The organism is Streptomyces sp. NPDC107454 (genome assembly GCF_055582885.1).
The window spans coordinates 71075-88242 of sequence record NZ_JBVJPA010000007.1 but is presented as its reverse complement, the minus strand read 5'-3'; the positions used below and the strand labels follow the sequence as shown (position 1 = coordinate 88242).

The window sequence follows — 17168 nt, the reverse complement described above, 5'->3', positions numbered from 1 at the left end:
CGAAGCCATGCCCGACCTTCCCACGCTCCCCGTCACGTTCCGGCCGTCCCTCACCCGGGCCGTGCTGCTCACCGCGGGCGTCGCGATCTTCGTCGTCATAACGACGGTCGCGCTGCTCCTCGAACAGCTCAGCCCGGGGGAGAAGCTCAGCTTCGTCTTCATCGGCGCGCTGCTCTTCGGTGTCCTGCTGATGCTCTCGCGGCCCAAGGTCGTCGCCGACGAGACCGGCGTCACCGTGGTGAACATCACCAGCAGGCGGCGCCTGGAGTGGGCGGAGATCCTCCAGGTCAACCTGCGCCCCGGCGACCCCTGGGTGTTCCTCAACCTCAGCGACGGCACCAGCCTGCCCGTGCTCGGCATTCAGCCGGGCATCGCCAAACAGCGCGCGATCCAGGACGCCCGCGCCCTGCGCGCGCTCGCCGAGGCCCGCTCCATCGGCGACCGGGAGCAACATCACGGCTGACTCTCGGCCTTCCACCCTGCCGTACGGGCCCATGTCTTGATTAACCTGTTGGCGGAGGCGTTTTCGTTGCGCCTCCGCCGCTGATGTTCCACCTGGTGACTCAGAGGCCCCCTGCTACCCGAGGAGTGACTCCCTCCAGCGATGGACGGATCGTCCTGTAGTACCTGCGCCGCCCCCTCCCGACATATCGAGGCGGCGGCATCATGACCATCCCCCTGCTGCTCCTTGGGGCGGCGTTCCTGCTGATCCTCGCCAACGGCTTCTTCGTGGCGGCCGAGTTCGGCCTCGTCACGGTCGAGCGGCCCGACGCCGAGAAGGCGGCGGCCGAAGGCGACCGACGGGCCGGTACGGTCGTCGAATCGCTCAAGGAGCTGTCCTTCCAGCTCTCCGGCACCCAGCTCGGCATCACCATCACCTCGCTCGTCGTCGGCATGCTCGCCGAACCCGCGCTCGCCGAACTGCTGCACGGACCCTTCACCGCGATCGGACTGCCCGAGGGCGCCGTGTCCGGTGTCGCCGTGGTGGTCGGCATGCTGCTCGCCGCCGCCGTGCAGATGGTGATCGGCGAACTCGTGCCCAAGAACTGGGCGGTCTCCAAGCCGCTTCAGGTCGCCCGCTTCGTCGCGGGTCCGCAGCACGTCTTCTCCCGCCTCTTCCGGCCGGTGATCGCCGCGCTCAACACGGTCGCCAACCGGCTGGTACGGGCCCTGGGTGTCGAACCCGCCGAGGAGCTGGCCTCCGCCCGCACCCCCGGCGAGCTCGTGTCCCTGGCCCGGCACTCGGCCCAGGCCGGCGCCCTGGAGCAGGACACCGCGGATCTCTTCGTACGGACCATGTCGCTCGCCGACCTGACCGCGCAGCACGTCATGACCCCGCGGGTACGGGTCAGCGCGCTCCAGTCCTCCGCCACGGCCGAGGACGTCGTCAACCTCACCCGCGCCACCGGCCTCTCCCGCTTCCCCGTCTACCGGGAGCGGATCGACGAGATCGTCGGCATGGCGCACCTCAAGGACGCCCTGGCGATCCCCTCCCAGGACCGGCTGCGCACCCCCGTCGGCCGGATCGCCCAGGCCCCGCTGCTGGTCCCGGAGACGCTGCCCGTGCAACCCCTGCTCGAACAGCTGCGCAGCCAGCAGCCGATCGCCGTCGTCGTCGACGAGTACGGCGGTACGGCGGGCGTGGTCACCCTGGAGGACATCGTCGAGGAACTCGTCGGCGAGGTCCGCGACGAGCACGACGCCAAGGACCTGCCGGAGCTCGCCGCCGTAGCGCCCGAGGACGGGCGGCCCGCCTGGGACGCCGACGGCAGCTGCCGGGTCGACATCCTGCAGCGCATAGGCCTCGACGTGCCCGAGGGTCCGTACGAGACCGTCGCGGGCCTCGTCGCCGATCTGCTCGGCCGGATCCCGGCCCCCGGCGACAAGGCCGAACTGCCCGGCTGGCGTCTGTCGGTACGCCAGGTCGGGCACTACCGGGCCGAACGGGTCCGGCTGGTCAGGACCGCCGACGCGGTTGCCGCGCCGGAGGCCGTCCGATGAGCGTGCTCCAACTCCTGTTCGCCGTGTTGCTGGTGCTCGCCAACGGGTTCTTCGTCGGCGCCGAGTTCGCGCTCGTCTCCGTACGGCGCAGTCAGATCGAACCGCTCGGGTCCGCGCGGGCCCGCCAGGTCCTGTACGGCCTGGAGCGGCTGCCGCAGATGATGGCGGCGGCCCAGTTCGGCATCACCGTCTGCTCGTTGACGCTCGGCGCGGTGGCCGAACCGACGGTGGCGCATCTGCTGGAGCCCGTCTTCGAGGCGGTGCACCTCCCCGAAGGGGTGATCCACCCCCTCGGATACGTCATCGCGCTCGCCCTCGTCGTCTTCTTCCACCTCGTCATCGGCGAGATGGTCCCGAAGAACCTGGCGATGGCCGCGCCCGAGAAGACGGCGCTGTGGCTGAGCCCCGGCCTGGTGGCCTTCGCACGCCTGTGCCGTCCCGTCACCGTCGCCCTGGGCGCCTGCGCCCGCCTCATCCTGAAACTCTTCCGGGTCGAACCCAAGGACGAGGTCGAGGCGGTCTTCACGAGCGAGCAGCTCAACCGGCTCGTCGAGGACTCCGGTCAGGCGGGCCTGCTGGACCCCGAGGAGCAGGAACGCCTCGAAGACGCCCTGGAACTGGGCTCCCGCCCGGTCAACGACGTCCTCCTGGACCACGGCTCCCTGGTCACCGTCGGCCCCTCCGTCACCCCCGGCCAGGTCGTCGCGCTCACCGCCCGCACCGGGTACTCCCGGTTCCCGGTGGTCGCGGAGAACGGCGCCTTCATGGGCTATCTGCATGTGAAGGACGTACTCGACCTGGAGGAGTCCGAACGGGCGGTTCCCCAGCACCTGTGGCGGCACATGACCACCCTGAGTTCCGAACTCCCGCTGGACGACGCCCTGACCGTGATGCGCCGCGCCGCGACGCACCTCGCGCAGGTCGCTGACGCGTCGGGGAAGGTTCTGGGTCTTGTCGCGCTGGAGGACGTCCTGGAGCTCCTCGTGGGCGAGGTACGCGACCCGGCCCATCGGGACGCTGCCGCTGTGGCCACGCCGCTCATGGAACCCCACCTCAGCGGGGCCCCGGAGCAGGCCCTGGCCACCTGACGCGGGTGCGCGGGGGACTGTTCGCGCAGTTCCCCGCGTCCCTGAAAGCCTCGGCGCCTGTGGCGTTCGAGGCCGGGGGCGTGGGTTACATCGCCGAAGGGTCCTGCGGTCCCCGGCCCGACAGCACCTCCCCGTACGCCTGCATGAGGTCCGGCAGCCGGAGTGTCGACAAATCGTCGCGGGAGGGCGTGTTCGGGTAACCGGAGAGACGCAGGTCCCGGTACGCGCAGCTCTTCTCGTACAGGGTGCGCAGGAACCGGCCGTTGCCGAGCTCGTCGATCCAGCCCTGATCGACCACGTGCCCGGCGATGGAGCGGAGCTCGTCGAGCGCCTCCTCGTCCCAGATGTCACCGTTCTCGGCGGCGAGCACCTCACCGATGGAGGTGAGTTCCAGGGGGCGGTAGGAGGGGAAGTCGACCCGGGTGGTGAAGCGGGAGGAGAGGCCGGGGTTGGCGGCCAGGAGACGGTCCATGCCCTCCGGGTAGCCGGCGAGGATGACCACGAGGTGGTCGCGGTTGTCCTCGGCCCGCTTCAGCAGCACCTGCAGCGCCTCGTCCCCGTATGCGTCCCCCTTGCCGTAGCCCGAGTTCGACAGCGCGTACGCCTCGTCCACGAAGAGGACCCCGCCGATGGCCGAGTCGATCAGTTCGTTGGCCTTGACGGCGGTCTGGCCCAGGTACTCGCCCACGAGGTCCGCCCGCTGCGCCTCCACGAGGTGGTCACCGCCGAGCAGACCGAGCGCGTAGAAGACCCGTCCGAGAATGCGAGCCACCGTGGTCTTGCCGGTGCCCGAGGGGCCGGAGAAGACGAAATGGCGCTTCGGCGGCTGGACGGGCAGGCCCTGTCCGGCCCGCAGCCGCGCCATGTTCAGCTGCGCCGACAACGCCTTGACCTGGCGCTTCACCGGCTCCAGCCCGACCATGCGCTCCAGTTCGGCGAGCGCTTCGTCAAGTAAGGCGGGGTCGGTCGGCCCGGTAGGCAACGGCTGCACCGGCACCACGGCCTTCTCGCGTACCACATCGGTCTCCGGCGGCAGCGCGCCCGGCGGGAGAGGATCGGGCTCGGAGAGTTTCAGGTCGCGGCCCTCGACGCCGAAGAGGGGATCGATTCCGTCGGGGCCGTCCATGACGTCCTGCCCGACCCCGGCGAGGGTGATCGCCGCGAGATCGGCCGCGGCATCGTCGTACCCGTCGCCCTCGGAGATCGCCGCCAACCGGGCCGAGGTGTCCATGAAGGCCGGGTCGACGCGGTGCACCGCCCGGTACAGAGGCAGCGCGGCGGCCGACCGCCCGGTGCCCTCGTGGGCCCGCGCGAGCCAGTACCGCAGCTCCTTGCGCTGGGGCTGCTCGCTGCGGCAGCGCATCAGCGCGGCGGACAGGAGCGGCTCCGCCTGGCCGAACATCTCCAGGCGGACCCGGGCCATGCCGCCGAAGAGGCCGGCCTCTATGCCCAGCATGGGGTCGTCGATCAGCGGATCCGTGTGCCGGACCAGCTGCTCCCAGTCCTTGACCAGATAGGCCCGGCAGGCGTGCAGAAACCGCACCTGATGATCGGCGTCGACCGGCGGCAGCCCCGCGAGCGCCCGGTCCAGCTCGGGCACATGGCGGCCGTCCAGCCAGTGCGAGGCGTGCGCGAGCAGCAGATCGCGCGGGCTCTCCAGTACCGGCTGCACCCACCAGCCCAGCCAGTACCAGGAGTTGAGCGTGCGCCGGTGGCGCGAGCGCTGCTCACCGAAGCGGTCCCGGTGCCGGAACATCCGCAGCAGCGCGGTCGTCGTGTCCACCCGCAGCGCGTGCAGTCCGAGCCAGCCGTCCGCCATGCCCGGGTCCATCCGGACCGCGGTGCGGAACTCCTCCTCCGCCTGCGGATAGGCCCCCATGGTGTAGGCGTCCACACCTCGCATCCAGGCGAGGTCGGCCGGGGCCTCCGGGCCCTGCATGCCGAAGTCCATCACGTCCCCCACAAACCGTGCCCCCGATGCTTCTCCGAACGGGCCGGTGCCCGTCGGCAGCTTTGGTCGAACCCCTGTGCCGCGGACGGGAGTTGCACCGGTGCGCAGAGCAGCCGTCCGAAGGTCGCACCGAGAGGCATCGTACCTGCGGTTGATGGGCGTGCCGAAGGGTGCCGCACGCCCCCGTTCCGCGAGGTGGGAGCAGATGGGGCGCACTTGACTCGGTGACCGAGGGTGAGCAATTCGCGGCGCGGAGCGCCCGAAAAGAGAGGGTGTGGGCAGAACGAAGCCCCCGATCACGGGGGAACAACCGGGGGCTTCGCGACTGCGGGCGGCTTCGAAAGGCCGCACATTCAGAACGTAAGTCCTGTACGGCCCCCGGGTCAAGCCGAGTTGAGGCACTTGGAGAACTTCCCTCGCACGGCTCTTCACAAGTTCAGCACATTGCGGATGATCCGTCACCGTGAGTGAGGGGCTGGTCCGGTCCAGCGGTCCCAGTGGGTCCCGAAAACACCTCGTACCCCTCAGAACACTGCCGCACCAGAAGATCGGCAAAGGGTTTTGAGGGATCCTCGACGAAGTGCTGACGCTCGGCGGCGACCCACCCGGCCCAGAACGCGCTCTGCGCCTCGCCGTCCCGTCGCCGCCCTCGTGTCCAGGCCTCGTCGCGCGCCAGTTCCATCCACAGCAGCCGCGCCAGATACGGGCGCAGCGCCCGGCGCCCGGCGCCGACCCCCTCCAGCAGGATCACGGGCGCGGGCGGCAGTTCGCGGACCGGACCGAAGGCGCGGGCGCTCCAGTCGTACGGGAAGTAGCGCGCCGTCTCGCCGCGGCTCAGCGGCTCGACCACCTGGCGCAGCAGCCGCCGGGTCCAGCCGAACAGTTCCTCGTGCGTCGCGATGTCGTCGAGGTGCAGCACGGGCGCGTCGCCCAGTGCCGCGGCCAGCCGTCCGGCGAAGGTGGTCTTCCCGGAGCCGGCGTGCCCGTCGACACCGATCAGGCGGACGGGTCCGCAGGAGGGCGGCAGGGCACGCAGGCGCGCGGCGAGGTCGCGAATGACGGTTCCCGAGGTGCGGTGAGACGCGGGCGCATCTGCCCGGCGGGCACACGCACCCCTGTACGAGGAACACTCTAGTGGCGGCCGGCGCGCCCCCGCCGGAACCGAGGCGTCGCAGGTCATGCCAGTGGTTGCGACCAATATTGGTGGGCGCGGCACAGGTCGAAGTGCTGGCAGGAGCCGCCTTCCACCGTCCATAGTGGGGAGCCGCCGCTTCCGGACGAACTGGGGGTCCCTCGCCCATGACCAGAGCTTCAGAGCCGTCCCGCAGAGCCCTTCTGGCCGTGGCGGTCGCCGCGGCGGCGACCGGTACCGCGGGCTCCGCGGCCGCGGCCACGCCGGCCGGGGCGGTGCACTCGCACGCGGAGCCGGGCACCGTGGACAACCGGGCCTGGACCTCGTACGCCGACTGGCGGACCGGTACCGCGAAGGGCACGCGGGCCCTCGCGGCCGCCCGTCCCGGCCTGGTGATCGCGACCCCGGCCGGCACCGCGGACTACACCGACCCGCACACCGGAAAGACCGCGACCTGGGAGTACGCGACCTGGACCTCCCCGGTCCACCGGCTCACCGTCCCCGCCACCGAGGCCATCGCCTCCTGGAACGCGCACACCCCGGCGGGTACCTGGATCCAGGTCGAGCTCACGGGCACGTACTCCGACGGCACCGCCGCTCCCTGGTACGTGATGGGCCGCTGGGCGGCCGGCGACCAGGACATCAAACGGACCTCCGTGGACGGCCAGAAGGACGGCAGGAGCAGTATCTGGACGGACACCTTCGCGATCGACGACGCGGCCTCGGGCCTGCGCCTAGTCTCCTGCCGGCTCCGTCTCACCCTCTACCGCGCCCCTCGCTCCGGGCTCACGCCGACGGTCTGGCGGCTCGGCGTGATGGGCTCCGACATCCCCGACCGTTTCACCGTCCCGGCCTCCACTCCCGGGCTCGCGAAGGAGTTGAAGGTCCCGCGCTACTCCCAGGAGATCCACGCGGGCCAGTACCCCGAGTACGACAACGGCGGCGAGGCCTGGTGCAGCCCCACCTCCTCGCAGATGATCATCGAGTACTGGGGGCGCAAACCCACGGCGAAGCAACTCGCCTGGGTCGACCCGGCCTTCGCCGACCCACAGGTCTGCCACGCGGCCCGCTTCACCTACGACTACCAGTACAACGGCTGCGGCAACTGGCCCTTCAACGCGGCGTACGCGGCGACGTACAAGGACCTCCAGGGGGTGGTCACCCGCCTCCGCTCGCTCACCGACCTGGAGAAGCTGATCGCCGCCGGCATCCCGGCCATAACGTCCCAGTCGTTCCTGAAGTCCGAGCTGACGGGGGCGGGGTACGGGACCGCGGGCCACCTCATGACCGTCATCGGATTCACCGCGGGCGGCGATGTGATCGCCAATGACCCCGCCTCGCCGGGCGACGACGCCGTGCGCCGGATCTACAAACGGCGCGAGTGGGAGAACATCTGGCTCCGTACCAAGAGGTACAACGCCTCCGGGAGCGTCGTCTCCGGTACGGGCGGGGTCTGCTACCTGTACTTCCCGGCGAATCCGTCGGCGAAGCAGCGGGGGGCGCTCAAGGCGGTCGGAGTCCGTTGAGCCAGGGGGCGACCCCCGTGGTGCCGCCCCCTCACTCAGCCCTCAGCTCTGGACCGGGTTGACCACCCAGTCCGGGTGATGCGGCATCGGCGGGGTCTTGGCGCCGTAGAGCCACGGGTGCAGGAAACCGTCGAGGTCCTGGCCCGCGACCTTGGACGCCAGGTCGATGTAGTCCTGGGTGCTGGCGATCTTTCCGCGGTACTCGGTGACCCAGGCCCGCTCGATCCTCCCGAACGTCTCCTGGCCCACCTTCTCGCGCAGCGCGTACAGGACGAGCGTCGAGCCGTCGTAGCGCATCCGCTTGAAGAGGTTCGGTTCGGTCGGTTCGGCGGGGGCGCCGTAGTCGTGGCGCCACTGGTCGTGGCTCGCGTACGCCGTCTTCATCGTGGCCTCGAAGCTGTCGCCGCCGTGCGCCTCCGAGTACAGCCGCTCGTAGAAGCGGGCGTGGCCCTCGCTCAGCCACAGGTCGGACCAGGTCTTGATGCCGACGCTGTCGCCGGTCCACTGGTGGGTGAGCTCGTGCACCAGGTTGCGCTCGGCGCTGACCCGGTCGCCGAGCAGGTCGGCCTTCGGGATCAGGGAGAGCGTCTGTGTCTCCAGGGCCACGCCCAGGTCGGTGTCGCCGACGAGGAGGCCGTAGCGGTTGAAGGGGTAGGGGCCGAGCCGCTCCTCCAGCCACGCGATGTGGTCGGCCGTGAGCTTGCGGTACTGATCGGTCGAGGCGACCAGGTCGTCCGGGACCACATCGCGGATCGGCAGCCCGTGCGGACCGGTGCCGTCGACGAAGGTGAACCTGCCGATCGCCAGCTGGGCGAGCTGGGTGGCGACGGGCTGTCCGGAGTCGTACGTCCACGTCACGCGGCCGTCCGCCTGCTCGGCGCGGCCGGTGAGCTCGCCGCCCGCGACGGCCGTGAGGCCAGGCGGGGTGGTGATGCGGAAGGTGATCGGGGCGCGCTGGCTCGGGTGGTCGTTCGACGGGAAGATCATCTTGGCGCCGTCGGGCTGGGGGTACAGCACCGTGCCGTCCGGCGTGGGGATCCAGCCGTAGTCCTCGATGGCGTCGTCGCGGTGCCGTATCCGGGTCGGGTCGGCGGTGTAGGTGACCTTGACCGTGAAAGGCCTGCCCTTGGCGAGCGGCCTGGCCGGGGTGATCACCAGTTCGTCGCCGTCGCGTACGGCCTTGGCGGTCGTGCCGTCCACGGTCACCGTGTGCAGGGTGTTGCCCGCGAAGTCCAGGTCGAAGCGGGACAGGGCCTGGGTGGCGGTCGCCTTGACCGTCGTGGCGGCCTCGAAGGGCGTCCTGGGTGCCTGCCAGTCGAAGTCGAGGAGGTAGCGGTTCACCTTGTAGCCGCCGTTGCCGTCGAGCGGGAAGATCGGGTCGCCGAGGCCCGGCGCACCCGGGGAGGGCGCGGCGGACGGGGACGTGGGGGCGGACGGGGATCCGGCGGCTTGTGAGACCGGCCCCGTCAAGGCGGCTGCCACCGTGATCGCCGTCGCCAGAGCGAGGCGGGCTCTGCGGCGAGGCGTCCGGAACGTGCTCATCGAGGACCTTTCGGTTGGCTGGCCACTGTCCTGTGAGGAGACCCACACGCCCGGCACATCGTTGCCGAAAGGCGAGGTATTCGAAGGTGGTCGAAGTGTCCGGGGTGTCCCGTCGAGGTGTTCGAGGTGCCCGGGGTGACCTGGGTCTCTACCGCTGAAACCCGTCCGGTGGCAAGGTGGTCGAGTCGGTGGGGAGCCGGCGTGAGGCGGGGGATGTCACCGCACCACTACGTCAGCGAGAAACCATGACCGCGAGCTCCGCCACCGCCGCCCGACTCCGCGCCCGCACCGGCGGTCCCAAGGACGACGGCCCCAAGATCCTCGAACATGTCGCGGGCTGGACCTTCGTCGTGGTCCTCGCGATGCTCGTCACCCAGCTCGGCCTGCTGTGAACCGAACCGGCGGACCTGCTGTGAACTGAACCGGCGGACGTCGGGGCGCGCCGAGCCCACACGACAGTTTCCCCCAAGACCGCGCCCGGTCGATCAGAGTCGAACGAGTGGGTGGTACCGGTCTGCCATACTGCCAACGTCCCGCTGGCAGTCGGAGACTAGGGCTGGAATTGAATCATAGTCAACAGCGCGCCGTCGACCGCCCCCGGGCGCGCGGCACCGATCGCTCACTGGCGCGCCGCACCGAACTCATCGCCATCGGGCGGAAGTTGTTCGCCGACACGTCCTACGACGCGCTGTCGATGGATGACATCGCCCGCCAGGCGCATGTCGCCAAAGGGCTGATCTACTACTACTTCAAGTCCAAGCGCGGCTATTACCTCGCGATCGTCGAGGATTCGGTCGCGGACCTGATCTCCCGGGCGGCGAGCGGCCTCGAACTGCCCTCGGTCGAGCGGGTGCACCGCACCATCGACGGCTATCTGCGCTATGCCGAGCACAACCAGGCCGCGTACCGCACGATCATCACCGGCGGAGTCGGCTTCGACACCGATGTGCAGACCATCCGCGAGGGCGTGCGCGAGGTCATCGTCGAGACCATCGCCGAAGGGGCCTACGGCCGACGCAAGATAGCGCCGCTGCCCCGTATGGCGCTGCTCGGCTGGCTCTACAGCGTCGAGGGCGCGACCCTCGACTGGATCGGCAACCCGGTTCTGCCGCGCGACACGGTCCGCGAGCTGCTGGTGAAGATGCTGGGCGGCGCGATGCGCGCGGTCGAGGAACTCGACCCCACCTACCGGGCCCCGCAGCCGGCCCGCCGGGAGACCTGAGCGAGGGGCGGGGGCAACCGAACCCCCGCCCCGGCTCACGGACGAAACCGGCTAGTTGATCGCCTTGATCAGCTCCCCGTTCGAGGTGTCACCGCTCAGCTCCCAGAAGAAGGTGCCGCCCAGGCCCTGCTGGTTCTTGTAGGTCATCTTCCCCGCGATGGTCGACGGGGTGTCGTAACTCCACCAGTTCGTACCGCACTTGGCGTACGCCGTGCCGCCGACCGTGCCCGTCGCCGGGCACTTCGTCTTCAGCACCTTGTAGTCGTCGATGCCCTGCTCGTACGTTCCCGCCGCCGGTCCGGTGGCCGTGCCGCCGGGGGCCGCCTGGGTGACGCCGGTCCAGCCGCGCCCGTAGAACCCGATGCCCAGCAGCAGCTTCGAGGCCGGGACGCCCAGGCCCTTGAGCTTCGCGATCGTGGCGGAGGTGTGGTAATCCGCCTTGGGGATACCGCTGTAGGAGTTCAGCGGGGAGTGCGGAGCCGTGGGGCCGGCCGCGTCCCAGGCGCCGAAGAAGTCGTACGTCATCGGGTTGTACCAGTCGACGTACGGCGCCGCGCCCGCGTAGTCCGTCGCGTCGATCTTGCCGCCCGCGGTGGCGTCCGCCGTGATCGCCGCGGTGACCAGGTTGCCGGAGCCGAACTTCGCCCGCAACGCCGCCATCACGTTCTTGAAGGCCGCCCTGCCGCTGGTGTCGCAGGTGTTGCCGCAGGCGTTCGGGTACTCCCAGTCGATGTCGATGCCGTCGAAGACGTCCGCCCACTTGGAGTTCTCGACCAGGTCGTAGCAGGACTGCGCGAACGCGGCCGGGTTCTTGGCGGCCTCTCCGAAACCGCTCGACCAGGTCCAACCACCGAAGGACCAGAGGACCTTGAGGTTCGGGTGCTTCTTCTTCAGCTTGCGCAACTGGTTGAAGTTGCCGCGCAGGGGCTGGTCCCAGGTGTCGGCGACCCCGTCCACCGACTGGTCGGCGGTGTACGCCTTGTCGGTCGCCGCGTAGGCGTCGCCCATGGCGCACTTGCCGCCGGTGACATTGCCGAAGGCGTAGTTGATGTGGGTGAGCTTGGCGGCCGAGCCGGACGTCTCGACGTTCTTGACGTGGTAGTTCCGGTCGTAGACGCCCCATTCCGTGAAGTAGCCGACGACCTTGGAACCGGCGGCCTGCTGGGCCGAGGGGGTCGCGGTGGTCGCGGTGGCCGTGCCCGCGCCGGCGAGCAGCGTGGCGCCGAGGGCGGCACAACAGGCGGCGGACAGGAGTGTGCGGAAGCGGGAGCGAGGGCGGTGCGGTCGGAGCATCGGTTCTCCTCGTGGGGGAGGGGAGCGTGGGGGAGGCATGCTGGGACCTGCGCGTGTTGTTTGGCATGAACGCGGTGAGGCGTTGACCGAACAGTAGGAGGACTAGACCAGTGCGTCAATGGTTCGGACCAATCGCGCGGAGCGGTCGGATCGGTTCCCCTTTCTTTCGGTAAGCGGTCGTTAACTGGTGACGCGGTGCCCCCGAACGGGCATACTCACAGCGCCACAGCCGCTGATCAGGCCGTTCTCCACCCAGGAACGACAGCATCGGCTGGGCCGTGAGACCCGGCGACGCCGCCCCACCCCTGGCGCGCGTACGCCGATGCGCCCGACAGGGAGGAGAGCGTCGCCATGCCCGACCGCGCCCCGCAGCCGGTGGACCGTCAACTGCCCACGGATGAGGCCCGGGATCTGATCTCGCTCGTCCGTGACATCGCGCAGCGCGAGATAGCCCCGAAGGCGGCCGAGGAGGAGGACGCCGGACGCTTTCCGCGCGAGATCTTCGGCCTGCTCTCCGATTCCGGACTGCTCGGACTGCCGTACGACTGCGAGTACGGCGGCGGCGACCAGCCGTACGAGGTCTACCTCCAGGTCCTCGAAGAACTCGCCATGGCCCGTCTCACCGTCGGCCTCGGCGTCAGCGTGCACACCCTCTCCTGCCACGCCCTGGCGAACTACGGCACCAAGGAACAGCGGGCCGAGTACCTGCCCGCGATGCTCGGCGGCGGCCTCCTGGGGGCCTACTGCCTCTCGGAGCCGTCCTCCGGCTCGGACGCCGCCTCCCTGCGGACGAAGGCCGTCCGGGAGGGCGGGGGAGAAACCGGGAGCGGCGACGAGTGGGCGATCACGGGCACCAAGGCCTGGATCACGCACGGCGGCGTCGCCGACTTCTACACCGTGCTCGCCCGCAGCGGCGGCGCGGGCCCGCGCGGCATCACCGCGTTCCTGGTGCCCGGCCACGCCGAGGGGCTGAGCGCCGCCCCGCCCGAGAAGAAGATGGGCATGAAGGGCTCGCCCACCGCGCAGATCCACTTCGACGGCGTACGGGTGTCCGACGGCCGGCGCATCGGCGACGAGGGGCAGGGCTTCGCGATCGCCCTCGCCGCGCTCGACTCCGGCCGGCTCGGCATCGCGGCCTGCGCCATCGGTGTCGCCCAGGCGGCCCTCGACGAGGCTCTCGCGTACGCGACCGGGCGCGAGCAGTTCGGCCGGCCGGTCTCCGACTTCCAGGGCCTGCGATTCATGCTCGCGGACATGGCGACGCAGATCGAGGCGGGCCGGGCGCTCTACCTGGCCGCGGCACGGCTGCGCGACGCGGGGCGGCCCTTCGCCAAACAGGCCGCCATGGCGAAGCTGCTGTGCACGGACACGGCGATGAAGGTCACCACGGACGCCGTCCAGGTGCTCGGCGGGTACGGCTACACCGCGGACTTCCCGGTCGAGCGCTATCTGCGCGAGGCCAAGGTCCTCCAGATCGTCGAGGGGACCAATCAGATCCAGCGGATGGTCATCGCCCGTCACCTCGCCGGGCCGGAGTCACACTGAACTGCCCGTAGCCGTACAGGACCGGCGGCGCCACCAGCCGGACCCACTCCGGGTCGTGGCGCCCCGGCAGTGTGCGGCCGCGGTCGGCCCAGGCGCGGATCAGCGCGCGGTAGATGGGGGGATCCTGGGGCGCCGGCGCGGCGGCTGCCGGCCGAACCGATTCTGCCGGAGCCGGGACGAAGATCCGGCGAGGCCGCTCGGTCGCCGCGTATGTGGGGGTCATACCGGGGCAACGCGCGGACGAGTGCGCAGGTCACCCGCCCACCTAATCGAGCGTGGGTTCGCGGCGGGCCCCTACGGGGGGTGCCCCGACGTGCAGGTGTCTGGCCCCGGGCCGTCATCTGACGTACCGTCAACTCGCGCCGCCGGGGGCCGCACCCCTCCGGGGGACGTCAACCGCCGTGCCCCCAGGGAGGCTTGAAGTGCCCGACGACCGTCCCGTTGCCCTCGACGAGTACCCCGTGCACCAGGTGCCCCTGTCCATGAAGCACCTCGCGACCGGGGACCGGAACGCGTACGACCGCTGCATCTTCCACGTCTTCGACCACCAGGGCCGGGCGCTGCTGATCCTGGGTCTCGGCGTCTATCCGAACGTCGGGGTCGTCGACGCCTACGCCACCCTGCGACTCGGCGACCGCCTGCACGCCGTGCGCGCCTCGGACGCGCTCGGGGACGACCGGATGCGCCTCGCCGTCGGCCCGCTGCGCATCCTCGTCGAACGCCCCCTGAGGACCTTCGTACTGAGCTGCGCTGCCGACCCCGCCGACCCGGAGGGACTGTCGTACGAGATCACCTGGACGGCGGACTTCCCGGCCCTGTGGGAGCCGCACCACCTCCAGCGGCGCGGCGGCCGGCTCACGCTGGAGGGCAAACGCTTCGTGCAGGCCGGGCACTGCGAGGGCTGGATCCGGATCGGTGGCGAGGAGATACGTCTGGAGCGCGGCCGCTGGACCGGCACCCGCGACCGCAGCTGGGGCGTGCGCCCGATCCCGGGGGAGGAGGGCGGCCGGCTCGCGGAGGAGAACCCGACGGAGGGCTTCCACTGGCTGTGGTGCCCGGTCCGGTTCGAGGACCGGTTCCTGATGGTCGTCGTCCAGGAGGACGCCGACGGCTTCCGGACGCTGAACGACGCGACACTCGTACGCAACGCGGAGCGCGACGTGCAACTGGGCTGGCCCCAGGCCGACATCACCTATCGCTCCGGCAGCCGCCACCCGACGTCCGCCGTCATCCACCTCACCCGCCCGGGTGACCGCAAGCCCATGGAGCTGGACGTGGAGGTGCTCACCTCCTCCCCGCTCGCCGTCGGTGCCGGCTATCCGCCCGCCGACGACTGGCAGCACGGCACCTGGGTCGGGCGCGACTGGACCGACCGCCGCGCCTACGACCTCTCCGACCCGTCCGCACACCCCCGCGCGGCATACGGGGTGATCGACCACGCGGCCCGCTGCACGCTGGACGGGCAGGTCGGCCACGGCATCTTCGAACACGGCTCGTTCGGCCGCCACGACCCGAGCGGGTTCAGTGGCTTCGACTCGGTCACGCCCTGAGGGGGAACGAGATGGCCACGGCACCGCGCCCGCGCACGACCACCCGCGACCCGGAGGAACTGGGCCGCCGGCTGACCACCTGGCTCACCGCCCGCCTCCCGGGCGCCAAGGCGGCCCATGTCACCGTCCCCGCGTCCAACGGCATGTCCAGCGAGACCCTGCTCTTCGACATCGAGCATCCCGAACCACCGCTGACCTCCTGCGCGTTGCGGCTGGCGGCGGACCCGGCGGCGTACACCGTCTTCCCCGTCTACGACATGCCCCGCCAGTACCGCACGATGAGACTGGTCGCCGAGCGCACCGATCTCCCCGTGCCGCGGGTGCTGTGGCTGGAGGAGGACCCCGCCCCGCTCGGCGCGCCGTTCTTCGTCATGGAACGGGTCGAGGGGCGCGTCCCGCCTGACGTCATGCCCTACACGTACGAGGGGAACTGGCTGCACGCGGCGAGCGACCAGGAACGCGAACGGCTGGAGGCGGCCTCGGTGGGTCTCCTGGCCCGGCTGCACGACCAAGTCCCGCTGCCGGAAGCCGACTTCCTGACCTTCCCGGGGGAAGGAAGCCCCCTCCGTCGTCACGTCGAGGCCCAACGCGCCTACTACGAATGGGTGATCGACGGTCTGTCACGCTCACCCCTGATAGAGAGCGCGTTCGACCGGCTCGACGAGCTGTGGCCGCGTGACGAGGGCGAGTCGGTGCTCAACTGGGGCGACGCGCGCATCGGGAACGTCGTCTACGACGGGTTCGCCCCCGCGGCCGTCCTCGACTGGGAGATGGCGGCCCTCGCCCCGCGCGAGGTCGACCTCGGCTGGACGGTCTACCTGCACCGCTTCTTCCAGGACCTGACGGCGAGCTTCGGCCAGCGCGGACTGCCCGACTTCCTGCGCCGTGACCGCGTCGAGCGGCGCTACGCCGAACTCACCGGCCACACGCCCCGGGACATGGACTTCCACACGCTGTACGCGGCACTGCGGCACGCGATCGTCATGCTGCGCGTCGCCTACCGCCAGGTGCACTTCGGCGAGGTCGCCGTACCACCTGACCCGGACACACTGATCCTGCACCACGGCAGCCTGCGAGCCATGGTGCAGGGCAGTTACTGGGAGGGACCGGTCGCCGGTCGCTGAACGCGAGGGCCGGTCAGGCGGCCTGACGGCGCATCTCGGGGACCCGCATCGGGCGCGAGGCCGGACCGCCGACGTGCGAGAACGGCTGCGTCCGCCAGTCGAGTCCCTGAGGGAGCGTCAACAGGAGTGCGGCGTCCTGCTCCTGAGGCTCCACCGACTCGTCGGCGGGGCGGGCGTCGCCCGCCGCACGGCCCGTGCCCGCGCAGACCGTCAGCCCGAACGGGTTCCACGGCGAGGCGCACAGCGCGTGCTCGGGCAGGCTCTCCTCGTCCGCGAGGAGCGCGATGGGCTGGGCGCAGTCCGGGCAGATCACCCGGTACATCTCGAAGGTGTCGTAGGCGTCGAACTCCTCACCGTCGACGGCGTCGGGTTCGACGCCCTCCGGCTCGGGTTCGACGACCAGCTTGGGCCGCCTGGATGCGGGACGACCAGGGCGCTTAAGACTCTGCATGGGATTCTCCCCCTCGGGTGGGCCGACAAGGCGCTGCGGCCTCGACCACAGCAAGCATTTCCCGTCCCGTCTCTGCGGTAATCACGAGAACATCACGGACCCGGTTGCGGCACTGTGTCGTTCGTCACATGCCGCCCGCAGGTGCCCGGCGCGGTGGATTTGTCCACCAGGCGGTTCACATGCAGCACTCTGCCACATCACAAAGCGGGTATGACCTGCGCCGCTGAGGTATCCGACGAGATCAAGGGCCCTGTAGGTTCTTGCGTCATGGAGGAGCTGGACCGACAGATCGTGCAGCTGCTCGTCGCAGACGGGCGGATGAGCTACACCGACCTGGGCAAGGCCACGGGCCTGTCCACGTCCGCCGTGCACCAGCGGGTGCGCAGGCTCGAACAACGCGGTGTCATCCGCGGCTATGCCGCGGTCGTGGACCCCGAGGCCGTCGGGCTGCCCATGACCGCCTTCATCTCGGTGAAACCGTTCGACCCGAGCGCCCCCGACGACATCGCGGAACGCCTCGCCGGCGTGCCCGAGATCGAGGCCTGCCACAGCGTCGCGGGCGACGAGAACTACATCCTGAAGGTGCGGGTCTCGACCCCGCACGAACTGGAGGAGCTCCTCGCCCGCCTGCGCACCCTGGCAGGCGTGTCGACCCGCACGACCGTGGTGCTGTCGACGCCGTACGAGGCGCGCCCGCCTCGCGTCTGACCCACCCGGGGACCGACCGGACACCGGCAGGCGCG

Annotated in this window: 15 protein-coding genes; 10 read left to right on the top strand and 5 right to left on the bottom strand. The window is 70.5% G+C overall.

The genetic code is table 11. From position 1 onward, the window contains the following. The first annotated feature begins 7 nt into the window (after positions 1-7). The 3 genes from ACZ69M_RS18620 (at position 8) to ACZ69M_RS18610 (ending at position 3089) form a co-directional block, all read left to right on the top strand. Positions 8-463 carry a PH domain-containing protein gene (locus ACZ69M_RS18620; protein ID WP_470051106.1) on the top strand — a complete coding sequence of 152 codons (456 nt, stop codon included), beginning with the start codon at positions 8-10 and terminating at the stop codon, positions 461-463. Between the two features lie 203 nt (positions 464-666). Beyond that, entirely contained in the window at positions 667-2001 is a 1335-nt protein-coding gene (locus ACZ69M_RS18615; protein WP_470051104.1) for a hemolysin family protein, read from the top strand. Then, positions 1998-3089, top strand: coding sequence for a hemolysin family protein (locus ACZ69M_RS18610; protein WP_470051102.1), 1092 nt, complete (start codon positions 1998-2000; stop codon positions 3087-3089). Before ACZ69M_RS18615 ends, ACZ69M_RS18610 begins: the two co-directional genes overlap by 4 nt. Before the next feature lie 85 nt (positions 3090-3174). Here the strand turns inward: ACZ69M_RS18610 and ACZ69M_RS18605 are convergent, their stop codons facing one another. After that, positions 3175-5040 carry an AAA family ATPase gene (locus ACZ69M_RS18605; RefSeq protein ID WP_470051100.1) on the bottom strand — a complete coding sequence of 622 codons (1866 nt, stop codon included), beginning with the start codon at positions 5038-5040 and terminating at the stop codon, positions 3175-3177. A gap of 436 nt (positions 5041-5476) precedes the next feature. Continuing rightward, positions 5477-6097, bottom strand: coding sequence for a uridine kinase family protein (locus ACZ69M_RS18600; protein WP_470051684.1), 621 nt, complete (start codon positions 6095-6097; stop codon positions 5477-5479). Between the two features lie 242 nt (positions 6098-6339). On the opposite strand from ACZ69M_RS18600, the gene ACZ69M_RS18595 reads away from it, so the two are divergent. After that, positions 6340-7698 (top strand): peptidase C39 family protein, encoded by a 1359-nt coding sequence (locus tag ACZ69M_RS18595; protein ID WP_470051098.1) that lies wholly within the window; start codon positions 6340-6342, stop codon positions 7696-7698. Between the two features lie 42 nt (positions 7699-7740). Here the strand turns inward: ACZ69M_RS18595 and ACZ69M_RS18590 are convergent, their stop codons facing one another. After that, on the bottom strand, positions 7741-9240 hold the full coding sequence (locus ACZ69M_RS18590) for a M1 family metallopeptidase (protein WP_470051096.1): 1500 nt from the start codon (positions 9238-9240) through the stop codon (positions 7741-7743). Between the two features lie 245 nt (positions 9241-9485). On the opposite strand from ACZ69M_RS18590, the gene ACZ69M_RS18585 reads away from it, so the two are divergent. After that, positions 9486-9632, top strand: a complete 147-nt coding sequence (locus ACZ69M_RS18585; RefSeq protein WP_107308905.1) for an SCO1431 family membrane protein — start codon at positions 9486-9488, stop codon at positions 9630-9632. Positions 9633-9802: 170 nt separating this feature from the next. Further along, positions 9803-10462, top strand: a complete 660-nt coding sequence (locus tag ACZ69M_RS18580; protein WP_470051094.1) for a TetR/AcrR family transcriptional regulator — start codon at positions 9803-9805, stop codon at positions 10460-10462. A 51-nt stretch (positions 10463-10513) separates the two neighbouring features. On the opposite strand, the gene ACZ69M_RS18575 is transcribed toward ACZ69M_RS18580, so the two are convergent. Next, positions 10514-11755, bottom strand: coding sequence for a glycoside hydrolase family 18 protein (locus ACZ69M_RS18575; RefSeq protein ID WP_470051092.1), 1242 nt, complete (start codon positions 11753-11755; stop codon positions 10514-10516). A gap of 351 nt (positions 11756-12106) precedes the next feature. Between ACZ69M_RS18575 and ACZ69M_RS18570 the strand changes: the two genes are divergently transcribed. From ACZ69M_RS18570 to ACZ69M_RS18560, 3 genes are all read left to right on the top strand, one after another. Beyond that, positions 12107-13300 (top strand): acyl-CoA dehydrogenase family protein, encoded by a 1194-nt coding sequence (locus ACZ69M_RS18570; protein ID WP_470051090.1) that lies wholly within the window; start codon positions 12107-12109, stop codon positions 13298-13300. A gap of 422 nt (positions 13301-13722) precedes the next feature. Continuing rightward, positions 13723-14850 (top strand): Rv3169 family protein, encoded by a 1128-nt coding sequence (locus tag ACZ69M_RS18565; RefSeq protein WP_470051088.1) that lies wholly within the window; start codon positions 13723-13725, stop codon positions 14848-14850. 11 nt (positions 14851-14861) lie between these two features. Next, positions 14862-15974 (top strand): phosphotransferase family protein, encoded by a 1113-nt coding sequence (locus ACZ69M_RS18560; RefSeq protein ID WP_470051086.1) that lies wholly within the window; start codon positions 14862-14864, stop codon positions 15972-15974. 13 nt (positions 15975-15987) lie between these two features. On the opposite strand, the gene ACZ69M_RS18555 is transcribed toward ACZ69M_RS18560, so the two are convergent. Then, positions 15988-16425, bottom strand: a complete 438-nt coding sequence (locus ACZ69M_RS18555; protein ID WP_470051084.1) for a hypothetical protein — start codon at positions 16423-16425, stop codon at positions 15988-15990. A 267-nt stretch (positions 16426-16692) separates the two neighbouring features. On the opposite strand from ACZ69M_RS18555, the gene ACZ69M_RS18550 reads away from it, so the two are divergent. Further along, entirely contained in the window at positions 16693-17133 is a 441-nt protein-coding gene (locus ACZ69M_RS18550; RefSeq protein ID WP_470051082.1) for an Lrp/AsnC family transcriptional regulator, read from the top strand. The last annotated feature ends 35 nt before the right edge of the window (positions 17134-17168 follow it).